Source organism: Streptomyces africanus (genome assembly GCF_002150735.1).
Classification (GTDB): Bacteria; Actinomycetota; Actinomycetes; order Streptomycetales; family Streptomycetaceae; genus Streptomyces; species Streptomyces africanus.
Window position 1 is genome coordinate 12,070 of the sequence record NZ_MUKA01000379.1, and the last position, 17,088, is coordinate 29,157.

Annotated in this window: 9 protein-coding genes and 2 pseudogenes; 6 read left to right on the forward strand and 5 right to left on the reverse strand. The window is 73.2% G+C overall.

Features of this window, described 5'->3' with window-relative positions:
* Positions 1 to 104: 104 nt before the first annotated feature.
* Together CCL05_RS36675 and CCL05_RS36680 are read left to right on the forward strand one after the other, a co-directional pair.
* Positions 105 to 8,144 carry a type I polyketide synthase gene (locus CCL05_RS36675; protein WP_086564965.1) on the forward strand — a complete coding sequence of 2,680 codons (8,040 nt, stop codon included), beginning with the start codon at positions 105 to 107 and terminating at the stop codon, positions 8,142 to 8,144.
* Positions 8,141 to 9,634 (forward strand): tryptophan 7-halogenase, encoded by a 1,494-nt coding sequence (locus CCL05_RS36680; RefSeq protein WP_086564966.1) that lies wholly within the window; start codon positions 8,141 to 8,143, stop codon positions 9,632 to 9,634. Before CCL05_RS36675 ends, CCL05_RS36680 begins: the two co-directional genes overlap by 4 nt.
* Before the next feature lie 37 nt (positions 9,635 to 9,671).
* Here CCL05_RS36680 and CCL05_RS36685 read toward each other — a convergent pair whose 3' ends face one another.
* The gene (locus CCL05_RS36685; protein WP_086564967.1) at positions 9,672 to 10,085 is read right to left on the reverse strand and encodes a (R)-mandelonitrile lyase; all 414 of its coding nucleotides are present in this window, start codon (positions 10,083 to 10,085) and stop codon (positions 9,672 to 9,674) included.
* A 59-nt stretch (positions 10,086 to 10,144) separates the two neighbouring features.
* On the reverse strand, positions 10,145 to 10,465 hold the full coding sequence (locus tag CCL05_RS36690; RefSeq protein WP_020270970.1) for a carboxymuconolactone decarboxylase family protein: 321 nt from the start codon (positions 10,463 to 10,465) through the stop codon (positions 10,145 to 10,147).
* A gap of 159 nt (positions 10,466 to 10,624) precedes the next feature.
* Between CCL05_RS36690 and CCL05_RS36695 the strand changes: the two genes are divergently transcribed.
* The 4 genes and pseudogenes from CCL05_RS36695 to CCL05_RS47335 all read left to right on the forward strand — a co-directional run.
* Positions 10,625 to 11,500: a helix-turn-helix transcriptional regulator gene (locus CCL05_RS36695; RefSeq protein ID WP_086564968.1), complete on the forward strand. Its 876-nt coding sequence runs from the start codon at positions 10,625 to 10,627 to the stop codon at positions 11,498 to 11,500.
* Between the two features lie 50 nt (positions 11,501 to 11,550).
* Positions 11,551 to 12,311, forward strand: a pseudogene (locus CCL05_RS36700) (aldo/keto reductase).
* Positions 12,312 to 12,404: 93 nt separating this feature from the next.
* Positions 12,405 to 13,517: an ABC transporter substrate-binding protein gene (locus tag CCL05_RS36705; RefSeq protein ID WP_086564969.1), complete on the forward strand. Its 1,113-nt coding sequence runs from the start codon at positions 12,405 to 12,407 to the stop codon at positions 13,515 to 13,517.
* Positions 13,518 to 13,665: 148 nt separating this feature from the next.
* Positions 13,666 to 14,115, forward strand: a pseudogene (locus CCL05_RS47335) (leucine-rich repeat domain-containing protein); the annotation flags it as partial.
* A gap of 197 nt (positions 14,116 to 14,312) precedes the next feature.
* Here the strand turns inward: CCL05_RS47335 and CCL05_RS36715 are convergent.
* The 3 genes from CCL05_RS36715 to CCL05_RS36725 form a co-directional block, all read right to left on the reverse strand.
* The gene (locus tag CCL05_RS36715; protein ID WP_425275969.1) at positions 14,313 to 14,792 is read right to left on the reverse strand and encodes a hypothetical protein; all 480 of its coding nucleotides are present in this window, start codon (positions 14,790 to 14,792) and stop codon (positions 14,313 to 14,315) included.
* A 158-nt stretch (positions 14,793 to 14,950) separates the two neighbouring features.
* Positions 14,951 to 15,613 carry a response regulator gene (locus CCL05_RS36720; protein WP_086564971.1) on the reverse strand — a complete coding sequence of 221 codons (663 nt, stop codon included), beginning with the start codon at positions 15,611 to 15,613 and terminating at the stop codon, positions 14,951 to 14,953.
* Positions 15,610 to 16,737 carry a sensor histidine kinase gene (locus CCL05_RS36725; RefSeq protein WP_086564972.1) on the reverse strand — a complete coding sequence of 376 codons (1,128 nt, stop codon included), beginning with the start codon at positions 16,735 to 16,737 and terminating at the stop codon, positions 15,610 to 15,612. Before CCL05_RS36725 ends, CCL05_RS36720 begins: the two co-directional genes overlap by 4 nt.
* Positions 16,738 to 17,088 lie beyond the last annotated feature (351 nt).

The following is a 17,088-nucleotide window of genomic DNA, read 5'->3' on the forward strand; positions in this document are numbered from 1 at the left end:
GTACCTCCTTGCTGCCGCGCGGTGCCATGCGGCGAACCGTACGAGTAGCCCCGTTCGCATAGGCTCAACATCGTTTGCGGAGCGGGGATGCGGAAGGCGGAGACATGAGGCGTGACGAGCTGATCCGACCGGTGCCGGAGCTGTTACGGAGGCACGCCGAGGTGGCCGGGCAGCGGGTCGCCTACTCCGACTCCGCGCGCAGCGTCACCTATGCCGAGCTGGAGCGGCGCACGCGCTCACTGGCCGCGTACCTCACCAGGACAGGGCTGCGGCGCGGCGACCGGGTCGCGATCTGTCTCGGCAACCGCGTGGAGACGGTGGAGAGCTGCCTCGCCGTCCTGCGGGCCGGGATGGTCGGCGTCCCGCTCAACCCGCGGTCCTCCGACGCCGAGTTGGCTCACTTCCTCCAGGACAGCGGCGCCGCGTTCGTCATCACGGACGCCGCGCACCTCGCGCAACTGCGGCGCCTGGGAGTCCCGTACGACGGCTTGGGTGCCCTGGTCACCGGGAGCGGACCCGTGCCGGACGGCGTCTCCTTGTTCGGGACCGCGGCCGAGAGCGGCGGGGAGGCGGAGATCGACACGCTCGGCCTCGACGATCCGGCCTGGATGCTGTACACCTCCGGCACCACGCACCGGCCCAAGGGCGTGCTGTCCACGCAGCGGGCCGCGCTGTGGTCCGTGGCCGCCTGCTACGCCCCGATCTTCGGTCTCTCACCGGACGACCGGCTGCTCTGGCCGCTTCCGCTGTTCCACAGCTTCAGCCACTCGCTGGCGATCCTGGGCGTGACGGCCGTGGGCGCGAGCGCCCGGATCGCCGGTGACCTGCTGCCGCCGGGCGGTCTGCGACAGGAGCTGCTCACCGCGCACGCCGGGCTCGGCGGGCCCTTCACCCTGCTGGCAGGCGTCCCCGCGACGTATCACCGGCTGCTCGACCCGGGCGGCGAGTCCCCGCCGGCGCTGCGGCTGTGCCTCGTGGCCGGCGCGCCGAGTGGTCCCGCTCTGCGCGCGGCCGTGGAGGAGACCCTGGGGGCGCCGCTGCTGGACGCGTACGGCAGTACCGAGACGTGCGGCATGATCGCGGTAAACCGTCCGGAGGGGCCGAGGGTCGACGGTTCCTGCGGGGCCCCCGTTCCGGGCATGGACGTACGCCTCGTCGATCCGCGGAGCGGCGAGGACGTCCCGGACGGGTCCGAGGGCGAGGTCTGGGTGCGGGGGCCGGGCCTGATGACCGGGTACCACGAGCAGCCCGAGGCGACGGCCGCCGCGCTGCGGGACGGCTGGTACCGCACCGGTGACCTCGGCCGCCGCGTCGAGCACGGCCATCTCCGGCTCACCGGCCGGGTCAGCGAGCTGATCATCCGCGGCGGCGAGAACATCCACCCGACGGAGATCGAGCAGGCGCTGTCGCAGTGCCCCGGCGTGTCCGAGGCCGTGGTCGTGGGGGTGCCGCACGACGTGCTCGGCGAGGTGCCGGTCGCCTACGTCGTACCGGGTCCGGACGGGTTCGACGCCCGGCAGGTGCTCGCCGCGTGCCGGAGCCGGCTGGCCGACTACAAGGTGCCGGCCGAGATCCGCGAGATCGCCGCCGTCCCGCGCACCGCGTCCGGCAAGATCGCCCGGCACGAGCTGGCCGCTCCGGCCGCCCCGGCCGCGGCCGGCACCGCCCCCGCAGCCCTGCGCGAGCGGCTTGCACCCCTCTCGCGCGAGGACCAGGAGCGCGCGTTACGCGAAACGGTGCTCGCCGAAACGGCCGAGGTCTGCCGGCGCGCGCCGGGCGATCTGCCCGACGCGGACAGCCCCTTCACCGATCTCGGGATGACCTCCGTCGGCGTCGTCGAGCTGGTGGACCGGCTCGGCGCGCTGACCGGTCTGAGTCTGCCGTCGACACTGGTCTTCGACCACCCGACACCGGCCGAGGTGGCCCGGCACCTGCGCGAGGCGCTCTTCGAGGGCGGGCCCGTGAGGCATCCGCAGCCCTACGGCGGACCGGGCCGGTCTTCCGGGGACGACGACCCCGTCGTGATCGTCGCCATGGGCTGCCGGTATCCGGGTGACGTCGACTCCCCCGAGGACCTGTGGGAGTTGGTGGCGCAGGGGCGGGACGCCATCTCGGAGTTCCCGGCCGACCGCGGCTGGGACCTGGACGCCCTGTACGACCCCGATCCCGACCGGACCGGCACGTCGTACACGCGACACGGCGGCTTCCTGCACCGGGCCGCTCAGTTCGACGCCGGGCTGTTCGGGATATCGCCGCGCGAGGCGCTCGCGATGGATCCGCAGCAGCGGCTGCTCCTGGAGACCTCCTGGGAGGTGTGGGAGCGGGCCGGGATCGACCCGGCGTCGGTGCGCGAGAGCGACACCGGTGTCGTCGTGGGCGTGATGTACGGCGACTACTCCGCCCGCTTCACGCGCCCCCACGAACTGGAGGCGCACCTGGGGCTGGGCTCGGCGGGCAGCGTGGCCTCCGGGCGGATCTCGTACGTGTACGGTCTGCGCGGGCCCGCGATCACGGTCGACACCGCGTGCTCGTCCTCACTGGTGGCGCTGCACTGGGCGGCGCGTGCCCTGCGCTCGGGCGAGTGCTCGCTGGCGCTGGCCGGCGGGGTCACGGTGATGGCGACGCCCAAGCCGTTCCTGGCGTTCAGCCGGCAGCGCGGGCTGTCGCCGGACGGGCGCTGCAAGTCGTTCTCGGCGGCTGCCGACGGTACGGCCTGGGGCGAGGGTGTGGGGCTCGTCCTGCTGGAGCGGTTGTCCGACGCGCGACGCAACGGCCATCCGGTCCTGGCCGTGCTCCGCGGCTCCGCCGTCAACTCCGACGGCGCGTCCAACGGGCTTGCCGCGCCCCACGGCCCGGCCCAGCGGCGGCTGATCGCGCAGGCACTGGCGGACGCGGGGCTGCGCGCCGGTGACGTGGACGCGGTGGAGGCCCACGGTACGGGCACCCGGCTGGGCGACCCCATCGAGGCGCAGGCTCTGCTCGCCACGTACGGGCAGGGCCGCGAGCGGCCGCTGTGGCTCGGGTCGGTGAAGTCCAACCTCGGGCACACGCAGGCGGCGGCCGGAGTCGCCGGCGTCATCAAGATGGTGCAGGCCCTGCGCCACGGCGAACTGCCCCGGACCCTGCACGCCGACTCGCCGACACCGCACGTCGACTGGTCCGCCGGACGTGTGGAACTGCTGACCGCGCCCCGGCCCTGGCCGGCCTCGGACCGGCCGCGACGTGCGGGGGTCTCGGCCTTCGGGATCGGCGGGACCAACGCGCACGTGATTCTGGAAGAGGCGCCGGAGAAGCAGACGGCTGTCTCCCCGGAGCCGGCCGCGACGTCGCCCGAGCCCGGGCTGCTCTCCACCGCCGTTCCGTGGCTGCTCTCCGCCGCCGACGAGACCGCCCTCCGCGCCCAGGCCCAACGGCTGGCGGCCGAGGCATCGAACCGGCCGGGCCTGTCGCCCACCGACATCGCCCACTCGCTGGCGGTGTCGCGCTCCGCCCTCCCCCACCGCGTGCTCGTGCCGGCCGGTGACCGGGCCCGGATGCTGGACGCGCTGCACGCGTTCGCGCAGGGCCGGGACACCCCGGGAGCCGTCCGGGGACTGGCCGACCCGGAGATCCGTACGGCCTTCCTGTTCACCGGGCAAGGCGCCCAGCGTCCCCGGATGGGCGCCGAGCTGCGCGCCGCCTTCCCCGTCTTCGCCGACGCCTTCGACGAGGTCTGCCGGTACCTGGACGACCGTCTCCCCCAGCCGCTGAGCGCCGTGCTGTCCGCCGAGCCGGGCTCGCCAAAAGCGGCTCTGGTGGACCGTACGGACTTCGCCCAGGCGGGACTGTTCGCCTTCGAGGTGGCACTGTTCCGGCTGCTGGAGTCGTGGGGCGTGCGGGCCGACCGCCTCGTGGGCCACTCCGTCGGCGAGCTGACGGCCGCGCATGTCGCCGGCGTGCTCGATCTGCCCGACGCCGCGACACTCGTCGCCGCTCGCGGCCGGCTGATGCAGGCCTTGCCCGACGGTGGTGCGATGGCGGCGCTGGACGGGACCGAGGAGGAAGTCACCACCGTGCTCGCGGAGTCAAGGGCGCAGGTGACCGTCGCGTCCGTCAACGGGCCCCGTTCGGTGGTGATCTCCGGCGAACGGGACGCCGTGCTCGCGGTCGCGGCCGGCTTCGAGGCGCGTGGCCGCAGGGCCGTCCGGCTGCGGGTGAGTCACGCCTTCCACTCGCCCCTGGTGACGCCGATGCTCGACGAATTCCTGGGCGTGGCCCAGTCGTTGACCTTCCGACCGCCGCGCATTCCGATCGTCTCCACCGTGACGGGCCGGCTCGCCGAGCCCGCGGAACTGTGCTCGCCCGAGTACTGGGCGCGGCACGCCCGGCTGCCCGTCCGCTTCGCCGACGCCGTGCGCCGGCTCGCGGACGACGGGGTCTCCGCCTACCTGGAGCTCGGTCCCGGGCCCGTACTCACCGCGGCGGCCACCGACTGTCTTCCCGACTTGCCCACGAGCGGCTCCGTTCTCGCCGTGGCCACACGCGGCGGTGCGTACGAACCGGAGACGCTCCTGTCGGCCGTGGCCCGGCTGCATGTGGCCGGGGCCGCTGTCGACTGGGCGGCGGTGTACGCGGGGTCCGGCGCACGCCGCGTGGATCTGCCGACGTACGCCTTCCAGCGGCAGCGGTACTGGCTGGACGCGCCGCGCCCGAGGGCGGCCGACGCCGCGGCCCTGCTGGGGCCGGCCTTCCCGGTGCCGGGCACCGACCGGACGGTGCTGACGGGGCTGTTGTCCCTCGCGTCTCAACCGTGGCTCGCGGACCATGTCGTCGCCGGGAGGGTCGTCGTGCCGGCGACGGTGTTCGTGGAGATGGCCCTGCGGGCGGGCGAGGAGGTGGGCTGCGGGACGGTCGACGAGCTCGTGATGCTGTCGCCGCTCGGCCTGTCCGGTTCCGCGGGGATACGGGTCCAGGTCGTGGTGGGTGCGCGGGACGACGACTCGGGCCGCAGGCCGGTGGACGTCTACTCCCGACCGGAGCAGCCGGGGCCGGAGGAGTCCGCGGCCGCATGGACCAGGAATGTCTCCGGGCAGCTCGGCCGGGTCCGCGCTCCGCGGGAGGAGCCGGCCCAGTGGCCGCCCCAGGGCGCCGAGGCGGTGGAGCTCACCGGCGCGTACGCCGCCCTCGCCGACGCCGGGCTCGCCTATGGGCCCGCCTTCCAGGGGGTCGGCGCGGTGTGGCGGCGCGGCGACGACGTCTTCGCGGAGGTCCGGCTGCCCGCGTCGCACACGCCGGAAGCGGGCCGCTTCGGACTCCACCCGGCGCTGTTCGACGCGGCGTCGCACGCGCCGCTGCTGGCCGCGTCCGCCGGCACGGGCACGGTCCGGGTGCCGTTCGCGTGGAGCGGGGTGAGCCTGCACGCCCCGGGAGCCACGGAGGTGCGGGTCAGGGTGACGCCGACGGGCCCGGACACGGTCTCGCTGACCCTGGCCGACCCGTCCGGCCGGCTCGTGGCACGCGTGGATTCGCTGACCACAAGGGAACTCCCGGCCGACCGGGCGGACATGACGGACGGCCTCGTAGGACGGGCCCTGCTGCGCCCTGAGTGGGACCGCCTCGACGTCTCCGGCGACGCCGATCGGCGCGCGTGGGCCGTGCGCGGCCCGGACGAGCTGGACCTCGCCGCGTTCCTGCCCGGCGGCACGGATCCCGAAGTCGTCGCCGTCGCCGCCGTCGCCCGTGTGACCGGCTCCGATCCGCTGTCGGCCACGCACGAGTTGACGGTACGCGTCCTCAAGGCGCTCCAGGACTGGCAGGACGACCCGGGCACGGCCGGCTCACGGCTGGTCGTGGTCACGCGGGACGCCACCGGCCCGGTGCCGGACCTGGCCGGTGCGGCGGTGTGGGGGCTCGTGCGCACAGCGCAGTCGGAGCTGCCCGGCCGTGTCGTCCTGGTGGATGTCGACGGGCGGCCCGAGTCCCTGCGGATGCTGCCGTCGGCCGTCGCCACCGGTGCGTCACAACTGCGGGTGCAGGCCGGTCAGGTGACGGTGCCGAGGCTGGTTGCGGCCGGTGCTGCCTCGGGCACGGGGGCTTCCTTCGGCCCGGACGGTACGGTGCTGATCACCGGAGGCACCGGCGCGCTCGGCGCGGAGCTGGCTCGTCACCTGGTCGCCGAGCACGGCGTACGGCATCTGCTGCTGACCGGACGCCGCGGGCCGCAGGCGCCCGGAGCGGCGGAACTGCGCGACGACCTGGAGGAGTTGGGGGCCCGGGTCGGCATCGTCGCCTGTGACGCGGCCGACCGGGCCGCGCTGGGCGAGGTGGTCAAGCGCTGCGAGCCGCCGCTGACCGCTGTGGTGCACGCCGCCGGGGTTCTCGACGACGGCGTGCTGGACGCACTGACCCCCGAGCGGCTGGCGGCCGTGCTGCGGCCGAAGGCCGACGCGGCCTGGCATCTGCACGAACTGACCCGGGACATGGGTCTTTCGGCGTTCGTCCTGTTCTCCTCCGTCTCCGGTCTGCTGGGCCGGGCGGGACAGGGCAATTACGCGGCCGCGAACTCGTTCCTCGATGCCCTCGCCCTCCGCCGCGCCGCCGAGGGGCTGCCGGCGGTGTCGCTGGCGTGGGGTCCGTGGGAGCACGCCGGGGGCATGGCGGCGGGGCAGCCCTCACCGCGCCCACAGGCACGTGAGGTGGTGATGCCGCTGTCCACCCAGCAGGGCCTGGCCCTGTTCGACGCGGCGCTGCGCTCGACGGAGCCGGTCCTGGCGCCGATGCTGCTGGACCGGGCGGCGCTTCGGTCCGGCCGGATCGGTGCGGGGCACCTGCCGTCGCCGTTGCGCGGCCTCGTCCGGCAGCACCGGCCGACCGCGGCGGCGACATCCTCGGGCTCCGCCGCCTCCCCCGGTTCCCCCGGCCAGCTGCTGGAGCCCGGAGCCTGGCGGAAGCGGCTGGCGCCGCTGCCCCCCGGCGAACGGGAGCCGGCGCTCGTGGAGTTGCTGCGGGCCGACGTGGCGGCGGTGCTCGGCTACCCGCACGCCGACGCACTCCCGGCCGGCAAGTCCCTCGCCGACCTGGGGTTCGACTCCCTCACCGCCGTGCAGATCCGCAACCGGCTGAGCATGGCGCTGAAGCTCCGGCTGTCGGCCGCGGTGGTGTTCGAGCACCGTACGGCCGAGGAACTGGCACGCCACCTGCTCGGCCTGCTGGACGGCGAACCGGCCGCCGCAGCAGCCCCCGAAGCAGCAGGAGCCGCTGCGGGCACGGGGCCCGAGCGGCCGGCGTACACCCTCTCCTCGCTGTTCCGGACGGTCAGTGCCGCCGGGCAGCCGGTGGCGGCGATGCATCTGCTCGTCACCGCGTCATGGGCGCTGCCCACCTTCACCGCCGCCCGGGGTCGCGAGCACGCGCTGCCCCCGATCCGCCGCTCCCCCGGCCGCTCCGGTTCCGGAGGGCCGACGGTCGTCTACTTCCCGGCCTACCATCCGTCGCTCGCGTCGGACGGCGGGGACTTCCCCCGCTTCCATCGCGCTTTCCAGGGCGATCTGGAGGTGCTGGAGTTCCCGCACCCCGGGATCGGCGCCGGTGGGGCCGTGCCGCAGGACCGCGACGCGCTGGCGCGTACGCAGGCCGAGAACGTGCTGCGGCACGTCGGGGGCGGGCCCTTCGTGGTCGTAGGACGGTCGGCGGGCGGCAATGTGGCGCACGTGGTGACCCGCGAGCTGGAGAACACGGGCCGGGCACCGGCGGGCCTGGTGCTGCTGGACACCTACCACATCACGCCGGACAACAGCGGCAAGGACTGGCTGCTGTCCCTGGCCGCCCCACCGCCGCCGGACAGCCTGCCGCGGGACACCGGGAAGCCCCTGGTCACCGGGGACGACGACAGCGCCCTGGCCGCGATCGGTGCCTACAACCGGATCTTCCTCGGCTGGGACCCCGAGCCGGTCGCCACGCCCACGCTCCTCGTACGCGCGCTGCGGCCCACGGCCGCCATGGCGGCCTCCGCCGACGCGGACGACTGGCGGGCGTCCTGGCCGGCGGCGCACGACGTCGTGGACGTCCCCGGAGACCACCGGACGATGATGACGGAACACGCGCAGACAACCGCGTCGGCGATCCGCACCTGGATCGACGCGCGAACGGCGAAGGGAGACCGGTGAGTTCCGCCAACCCCCCGCAGGACTTCGACGTCATCGTGGTCGGCGGCGGCCCGGCCGGGGCCACCGTCTCGGCGGCCGTCGCCCTGCGCGGCCATCGCGTCCTCCTCGTCGAGAAGGAGACCTTCCCCCGGTACCAGATCGGCGAGTCGCTGCTGCCCTCCACCGTGCACGGCGTGTGCCGGATCCTCGGCGTCGAGGACGAGATGGCGTGTGCGGGCTTCAAGCCCAAGCGCGGCGGCACGTTCCGCTGGGGCCGCAATCCGGAGCCCTGGCAGTTCTCCTTCGCGCTGTCGCCCCGGCTGGCCGACCCGACCTCGTTCGCCTACCAGGTCGAGCGGTCCCGGTTCGACGCGATCCTCCTGGACAACGCCCGCCGGGTGGGCGTCGACGTACGGGAGGGCTGCCGTGTGACCGGCGTGCTCGCCGACGAGGAGCGGGTCCGCGGGGTGCGCTGGACCGGGCACGGCGGTGAGGTCCGCGAGGCCGGGGCCCGGTACGTCGTGGACGCCTCCGGCAACGGCAGCAGGATCCACCCGCACGTCGGCGGGAAGCGGATCCACTCCGACTTCTTCCGCAACATCGCGGTGTTCGGCTACTTCGCCGGCGGAGCGCGGCTCCCGGCACCGAACGAGGGCAACATCTTCTGTGCCGCCTTCGACGAGGGCTGGCTCTGGTACATCCCGCTCCGGGACGACCTGACCAGCGTCGGAGCCGTGGTCGCCGGCGAGAAGGCCGAAGCGATCCAGCGGGACCCGGCGACCGCCTGGCGCCGTCTGATCGACGCCTGCCCGGAGGTACGCGGCTTCCTCGACGGCGTCCCGCGGGCCACGGAGAAGCCCTACGACCAGGTCCGCGTCCGCAAGGACTGGTCGTACTGGAAGTCACGGCTGTGGCGGCCCGGCATGGCACTCGTCGGAGACGCGGCGTGCTTCGTCGACCCGGTGCTGTCCAGCGGAGTCCACCTCGCGACCTACGGCGGGCTGCTCGCCGCCCGGTCCATCAACGGCTGCCTCGCCGGAAACCCGGACGAGAGCCGTCTGTTCGCCGAGTTCGAGGCCCGCTACCGGCACGAGTACGGCCTGTTCCACGAGTTCCTGGTCTCCTTCTACGACCTGCACCAGGACGAGCGGTCGTACTTCTGGAAGGCACGCAAGGTCACCAGCGTCGGCACGACGGAACTCGAGGCGTTCGTCGAGCTGGTGGGCGGCCTGGCGTCCGGCGACGCCTCGCTCACCGGAGCCGGGCCGGCGGGGGAACGGCTCACCGCGGCCGCCGGCGACTTCGAGCGAGCCGTGCGCCGACTCCCCGACGCCGACGACCTGCGCAATCCCCTCTACGAGTCCGAGACCTTCCGGCAGGTGTTCCAGGAGGGAACCGTCCTGCAGGAACGCGGCCTGTTCGGCGGCCCGCTGGAGCCCGAGACACCGCTGCGCCCCGGCGGCCTGGTGGCGTCGGAGGACGGGCTGGCCTGGGTCGAAGCCGAGGCGTAGGCACTCGTGCGCGCCCGGTGCGGCCGGACGGCCGCCGTCAGCGGCCGGTGGCGGCCAGGGCGGCGGTGTACTGCTCGTCGGTGACGGGCTCCAGCCAGGTCGTGCCGTCGCCGCTCTCGTCGCCGACGACCATGGCGATGTGGGCCATGAGGGTGGTGTCGGTGGCGCCGTGCCAGTGCTCCTCGCCGGGCGGGCACCTGACGGTCTCACCGGCGGTGATCCGTACCACGTCGCCGTCCCGGGTGCCGACCAGGCCGACGCCGTCGGTGACGTACAGGACCTGGCCCTTGGCGTGGGAGTGCCAGTTCGTCCGGGCACCGGGGGTGAACCGCACCAGCGCGGACGCCAGGCGGGCCGGATCGGCGGGCGCCTCGATCATGTTCAGGTAGACCTGGCCGGTGAAGCGCTCGGCCGGGGCTTTGACGGTGGGGGTTTCCGTGATGTGTTCCACGACTGTTCTCCTTGCTCCGAAGAGGTGGCCGGATGCGGGCGGGCCGGGCGGCTCGGCCGTCAGGAGGCTCGCTCGTCGGTGATCTTCTTCAGCTGGGTGACGGCGGTCATGGCGTTGGGCCAGCCGGCGTAGAAGGCCAGGTGCGTGATCGCCTCGGACAGCTCTTCCACCGTGAGCCCGTTCTCCAGCGCGACCCCCAGGTGGTAGGGCAACTGCTCGCTGCGGTACAGCGCGGCCAGCACGCTCACCGTCACCAGGCTCCGGTCCCGCGGGGACAGCTCGGCGCGTTCCCACACGTCACCGAAGAGCACGTCGTCGGTGACCTCGACGAGCTTCGGCGCGATCCGGGCCAGCTCCTGAGGTGCGGACTGCTTCGGCATCTCATGACTCCCTGTGATGACTTCGCGTATGTTCCGGTGGATCCAGGGGGATCCGCCGTCTTCGAGGAAACCGCAGGTCAGCTGGGCGGGGAAGGCACGGTCGTTCCAGGTACTGACAGGACCCCCCTCATCCGGGCCGACCGTCCTAGCCTGGAATGCGTGAGTACCGAGAGCGACATCCGAGGGTTCCTCGCCTCCCGGCGCGCGAAGATCACCCCGCAGCAGGCCGGTCTGCCCGCCTACGGAGGCAACCGGCGCGTGCCGGGGCTGCGGCGTGAGGAGGTCGCGCTGCTCGCCGGGGTCAGCGTCGACTACTACGTCCGTCTGGAGCGCGGTCACCTCGCCGGGGCGTCCGAGGAGGTCCTCGACGCCGTCGCGAACGCGCTGCGGCTGGATGACGCCGAACGCGCCCACCTGTACGACCTGGCCCGCGCCGTCGCCAGACGTCCCGCCCGCCGCGCGAAACGCGTCCGCGGCCCGCTGCCGGACAGTGTGCTGCGTGTTCTGGACTCCATGACGGACTCCCCGGCCTTCATCCGCAACGGCCGCCTCGACATCCTCGCCGTGAACCGCCTGGGACGCGCGCTGTACGCACCCCTGTTCACCGATCACGGGGTTCAGACGGTCAACATCGCCCGCTTCCAGTTCCTGAACCCCGCGGGCAGGGACTTCTTCCCCGACTGGGAGGAGTCGCTCAACACCACGGTGTCCCTGCTGCGCACGGAGGCCGGACGGGCTCCCGGCGACACCGACCTGACCGGGCTGATCGGTGAACTCGTCACCCGCAGCGAGGAGTTCCGCACCGCCTGGGCCAAGCACAATGTGCGCCTGCACCACACGGGCCGCAAGGCCTTCCGCCACCCGGCCATCGGCGAGATCACCCTCGACTTCGACGCGATGGAGCTGCCCTCGCAGCCGGGCCTGACCCTGACCGCCTATTCCGCAGAGCCCGCCACCCCGGCCCACGACGCGCTGCAACTGCTGGCCGCGTGGGCGTCCACCGAGGGGGCGTCCGCCGTCGCCGACCGCGGCTGAACAGCGTCCCCGACCGCACCCCTTGGGTCTCGGCGATCGATCTGGGCTGCATGGGCATGTCCCAGAGTTACGGCCCCAACCCCGGCAGCCGCGACGACATGATCGGCGTGCTCCGTGCCGCCGTCGACCGGGGCGTCACGTTCTTCGACACCGCCGAGGTGTACGGCCCCTACGTCAACGAGGAACTCGTGGGCGAGGCGCTCGCGCCGGTGCGCGACCAGGTCGTCATCGCCACCAAGTTCGGCTGGCGCATCGAGGACGGCACGCCGGTCGGACTCGACAGCCGGCCCGAACAGATCAAGCGGATCGCCGACGCCTCGCTGCGCCGGCTGCGCACCGACACGATCGACCTCTTCTACCAGCACCGGGTCGACCCCGACGTCCCCGTCGAGGACGTCGCGGGATCCGGCGGGCCCACGCCGTCCACCCCGTGACCGCCGTGCAGAGCGAGTACTCCCTGTGGACCCGCGACCCCGAATCCGAGGTGCTGCCCACGCTCGCCGAACTCGGCATCGGGTTCGTGCCGTTCAGCCCGCTCGGCAAGGGCTTCCTCACCGGCACCGTCGACACCACGACCGCGTTCACGGAGGGCGACATCCGCGCCGGCATCCCGCGGTTCGAGCAGGACAACCTCGCCGCCAACCAGGCTCTGGTCGACCACGTCGCCACGCTCGCCCGGGCCAGGAACGCCACGCCCGGGCAGGTCGCCCTGTCCGCCGACGACGTGGCCGACCTCGACGCCACGGCGGCTCGCATCGGCGTGCACGGCGACCGCTACAACGAGCAGCACATGCGCCTCGTCGGCACGTGAGGTCCCGGCGGCGGCCGACCGTCCGGACGTGGGTGATGTAGGTTTCCCGGCGTCGGACGGCCAACGGAATCGCCGCGCGGGAGGCGCCCACCCATGAACACGCCGGCATGGTCCCCTGGAGCGGAGCGGACTGACGGATCGGCCGTCCGGATCGGCGCTCTCGTTCCGCTGACCCGGCCCGGCTGGAGTGAGGCGGGACGGCACCTGCTCGCCGGGCTCGAGCTGGCCGTGGGCGAGGTCAATGACTCGGGCGGGATCTCCGGAAGGCCTCTCGAGCTGGTGGTCCGGGACACCGCGGCTGATCCGGAGAAGGCCGCGGCGGCCGTGGACGAGTTGGCCGGCCTGGGCGTGGCCGCCCTGGCCGGGGAGTATCACAGCGTCGTCGCCCGCGCCGCTGCCGCCAGGGCGGACGCGCTCGGACTGCCGTTCCTCTGTTCGTCGGCGGTTCTCGACGGCCTCACCGAACAGCCGACGCAATGGGTCGCGCGCCTCTCCCCGCCACAGTCCCGCGGCTGGCGGGTCTACTCGGACTTCCTCCTCGGCGCGGGCCACAGCCGGATCGCCGTGGCCGCCCAGCCGAGTGTCTACTGGGCGTCCGGAACCCGCATCCTGCGGGATTGCCTCACTGCGCGCGGCGGGACCGTCATCGAGCTCGACATGAGCGTGCTCAGCCCCACGGCCGTCCGCGACGAACTCGTCGGTCATCGCGCGACAGCCCTCCTCCTTCTGGTCGGCCACCCGGAGCCGGCCGTGCCGATCGTCCGGTCCGTCCGCCGCGACCAGCGCCTCGCCCAGGTCATGATCGGTGCTCCGGCCGGGCAGCCGGAGTTCGCGGAATGGGCGACGTCGCTGGGCGACGACGGCGCCGCGATCCCGTTCCTGCGCTACCGGCCCGAGCGCCTCGGCGCACTCGGTACGCGAGTCGAGACGGCTCTCCGCGGACGCCTGGCCGAAGCGCCCTCCTTCGTGGCCTTCGAGGGCTACGACACGATCGCCGTCCTCGCCGACCTGCTGCGCACGCACGGCACGGACCGGGCGCGCACGGCCGCATCCTGGCCGCGCGTGGACGTGGCGGGCACCCGCGGCCGGATCCGGTTCTCGCGCGTGCCGGGCATCAACGTGTGGCAATGGGCCGTGCCACCGATCCAGGTCGTGGACCGAGACCCGGCGAGTCCCGATCGCTTCCGGGTCCTCCACGCCGGTTGAGCCTCCGCGCGCGTGTGAAACACCACTCGCGCCTCGGGGAAGACGCGGTAGCGTCGGCGCCGTGCAGCCCTCATCCACCACGCTCAGCCTCTGGCGTCACCAGCTCGGGGAAGTACCCGCGTCGATCTGGCGACGGACCGAGCTGGAGGTGCTGATTCTGGCGGACAACGGGCTCACGGATCTGTCCCCCGAGATCGGGCGACTGCGCCGTCTCACGACCCTGGACCTCGGCCACAACGAGCTCACGTCGCTGCCTGACACTCTCGGCGACCTGGCCGGACTCAGCGGCTGCCTCTATCTGCACGACAACCGCCTGACCCAACTCCCTGACACCCTGGGCAACCTGACACGGCTGCGCTATCTCAATGTCGGGGAGAACCCCCTCACCGCCCTGCCCGAAACCATCGGCCGGATGGTGGATCTGGTCGAACTGCGTGCCCAGCACAGCCTGTTGAGCACATTGCCCGCCGGCATCGGCTCCCTCGGCAAGCTGCGCGAACTCTGGCTCCGGGGGAACAAGCTGACCAGTCTGCCGGACTCGGTCATCGAACTGGGCGAGCTACGCCACCTGGACCTGCGGGAGAACGCGCTCGGCGAGGTGCCGGAGCCCCTGATGCGCCTGCCCCGGCTCCGCCAGCTCGACCTGCGCGGCAACCGCGTCGTCCGGCTGCCGGACCAGGTCGCCCGGATGCCCGCGCTGGAGAGCTGGATCTGCGCTGGAACCCCTGCACGCCCTCCCCGCAGCTGCTCGCGGAGCTGGAGCGGCGCGGCTGCGTGGTCCTGCTGTGAAGTGCCTCAGGCCTCGTCCGCCCTGGTCAGGGCTTCGGTGATCATGCGGGTGGCGAAGTCGCGGTCGTCGGTGAGCCGGTTGATGTGCTCCGCGAGCAGGAAGGCGGTGGCTTCCAGGGGATTCATCTCGTCCATGGTCCAGTCTCCGTACTGCTTGCGCCACAGGCTGGGGCTCAGGCCGGTGCCTGCCGCGACGAGCAGTCCGGCCATGGTGGGGATGGCTTCGGGCCGGACGCTCCTGGGCATCATGCGCATCGTGGCCACGAGGTTGGGCACCACGCACTCGACGACGTCCTTGTCGTGGTCCTCGTAGGCCATCCGCAGCCACTGCATGAACATGTAGATGAGCGTGCAGGCGCCGTCGAGGAGGTCGTCGACCCCCTGCGGGCCCAGGGACACGGCGAACTGGTCGGTCAGCGCCTGTTGCTCGGCGTCGGTCCCGGACCTGCCGTCGTAGACGGCCTTGAGCCGAGAGTCGATCATCATGAGTGCTGCGCCCACATCTCCGGCGGGAGCGTGCTCGGGACCGCAGGGCGATGACACAGTTTTCCTCCTCGGTCGACCGAGAGCAGCGCGGCGTGTTCGTACAGTAGCCCGCCGGGGGTGGGAGGGTCCGACGAACCACGGTGACGGGCTTGTCGGTGTCAGGAGTCGCGTGGCGCCACCAGGCCGGATTCGTAGGCGAGGACCACGAGTTGGGCCCGGTCACGGGCGTGGAGCTTGGTCATGGCCCGGTTGATGTGGGTCTTCGCGGTGAGCGGGCTGATCACCAGACGGTCGGCGACCTCGTCGTTGGACAGGCCGCGCGCGACGAGGACCACAGCCTCGCGTTCGCGCGCGGTCAGCTCCTCCAGCGCCGATCCGGTGTGGGTGGGGAGCGGCTGGGTGACGTACCGGTTGATCAGCTTGCGGGTGATCGAGGGGGCGAGCAGGGCGTCGCCGCGCGCCGCGACGCGTACGGCGTGCAGGAAGTCCTCCGGCACGATGTCCTTGACCAGGAATCCGGCAGCGCCGGCGCGCAGCGCGTCGAACACGTACTCGTCGAGGCCGTAGTTGGTCAGGATGACGACGTGCACTCCGGCCAGACCCGGGTCCGCGGCGATGCGCCGGGTCGCCTCGATGCCGTCGACGACGGGCATCTGGATGTCGACGAGCGCGACATCCGGCAGGTGCTGTCGGGCGAGTTCCAGGCCCGCGCCGCCGTCGGCGGCCTCCGCCACCACCTCGATGTCGTCCTCCAGGTCGAGGAGCGCGCGGAATCCGCTGCGGATGAGCGGCTGGTCGTCGACGAGCAGCACTCGGATCATGATGCCCCGTCCAGGGGGAGTTCGGCCTGGACGGTGAAGCCGCCCTCGCCGCGCGGCTCCGCCCGCAGCCGGCCGCCGAGGGCGGTGACCCGCTCGCGCATGCCCTGCAGCCCGACGCCGGGCGTCGGCGCGACGGCCGGGGTGGCCTTGCCGTCGTCGTCGACACGGAGGGCGAGGGTGTCCGGACGGCAGTCGATGCGGACCGAGGCCGTGCCGGCGTCCGCGTGCCGGGCGATGTTGGTCAGCGACTCCTGGACGATCCGGTAGACGGTCCGGCCCACCGCGGCCGGCACGTCGTGCCGCTGTCCCTCGATCGTCAGGGTCGCCTTCAGACCGGTTCGGCCGGCGCGTTCCACCAGTTCGGGCACGTCGTCGAGGCCGCGCGGCGGGGTCGTGTCGTCGTCGCGCAGCGCTTCCAGCGTCACGCGCAGCTCCCGGGCCGCCTCGCGGCCGGCCTCGCGGATCGCCAGCAGGGCCTCCGACACTTCTTCGCCTCGTCTGCGGGCCACGTGGACGGCCACGTCGGCCTGCACCTTGATGACCGAGATCTGATGGGTCAGCGCATCGTGCAGTTCCCGTGCGATGCGCAGCCGTTCCTCGTCGGCGCGGCGTCGCGCGGTCTCTTCCCGGGTGCGTTCGGCCTCGTCCGCCCGCCGCTCGGCCTGCCGCAGCGCCTCTCCCGCGGCCCCGGCGGCGATCAGCCAGGCGATTTCGAGGGCGCCCCGGGCCTGTGCGAACGCCTCGCCGGTGTCGTGGAGGCCGGAGGTGAGAGCCGCGAGCGGGAGAGCGGCCAGCACGGTCAGGCTCGCCGCGACGGCGGCGACCCGGTGTCCCGCCCGCACGGCGGCGTACACCGCGAACAGGTAGGCGACAGCGGGCACGTCGAAGCCGGCCGCCTGATACGCCACCGCGCACAGCCCGGTGACGGCCAGGACGGCGACCGGAGCCCGGCGGCGCGCGGCCAGTGCCAACCCGCCGGACGTCAGCAGCGCGTACCCGAGCAGGTCCCGGTCCGTCGTGGAGAGCTGCCCGGACACTCCCGTGACCAGCAGCGCCCCCGCCACGCCCACGGCGATGACCCAGTCTCCGACCAGGGCCCGGACGCGGGTCCCACCTGCATTCATGCGCGCACCCTAACCGGCCGCGGCCCAGGGCGAGTCCGCCTCGCGGGCGAGTGGCCGGATACCGCACGCGCAGTACGCGCGCGGCTCCTGCGGCTTTCGCGGTAGGCCGCTGCGGCGTCGGCGGCAGGGCGAAGTGTCCGCGTCCGCCGGACGACCGGGGCCCGGTCGTCCGGCGGACATGCCCGGGCGACATCCCGTCACGGGAAGAGGAAGAGAAGGAGCATCTCCATGTCCGCTCACCACCTGTTCGCCGCCGGCGTCTACGACTTCGGTATCGGGCGCCTCGGGGCCACCACAGGCGCGCTGCTGGGGCTGGCCGGCCTCGTCGTCGCCGGGTGGGCCCTGGCCCGC

What these genes read in the sequence shown, in the direction of transcription:
- CCL05_RS36675 (WP_086564965.1), top strand. Translation starts at nt 105, where the DNA reads ATGAGGCGTGACGAGCTGATCCGACCGGTGCCGGAGCTGTTACGGAGG.
- CCL05_RS36690 (WP_020270970.1), bottom strand. Translation starts at nt 10,465, where the DNA reads ATGCCGAAGCAGTCCGCACCTCAGGAGCTGGCCCGGATCGCGCCGAAG.
- CCL05_RS36705 (WP_086564969.1), top strand. Translation starts at nt 12,405, where the DNA reads ATGAACACGCCGGCATGGTCCCCTGGAGCGGAGCGGACTGACGGATCG.
- CCL05_RS36715 (WP_425275969.1), bottom strand. Translation starts at nt 14,792, where the DNA reads ATGATGATCGACTCTCGGCTCAAGGCCGTCTACGACGGCAGGTCCGGG.
- CCL05_RS36720 (WP_086564971.1), bottom strand. Translation starts at nt 15,613, where the DNA reads ATGATCCGAGTGCTGCTCGTCGACGACCAGCCGCTCATCCGCAGCGGA.
- CCL05_RS36725 (WP_086564972.1), bottom strand. Translation starts at nt 16,737, where the DNA reads ATGAATGCAGGTGGGACCCGCGTCCGGGCCCTGGTCGGAGACTGGGTC.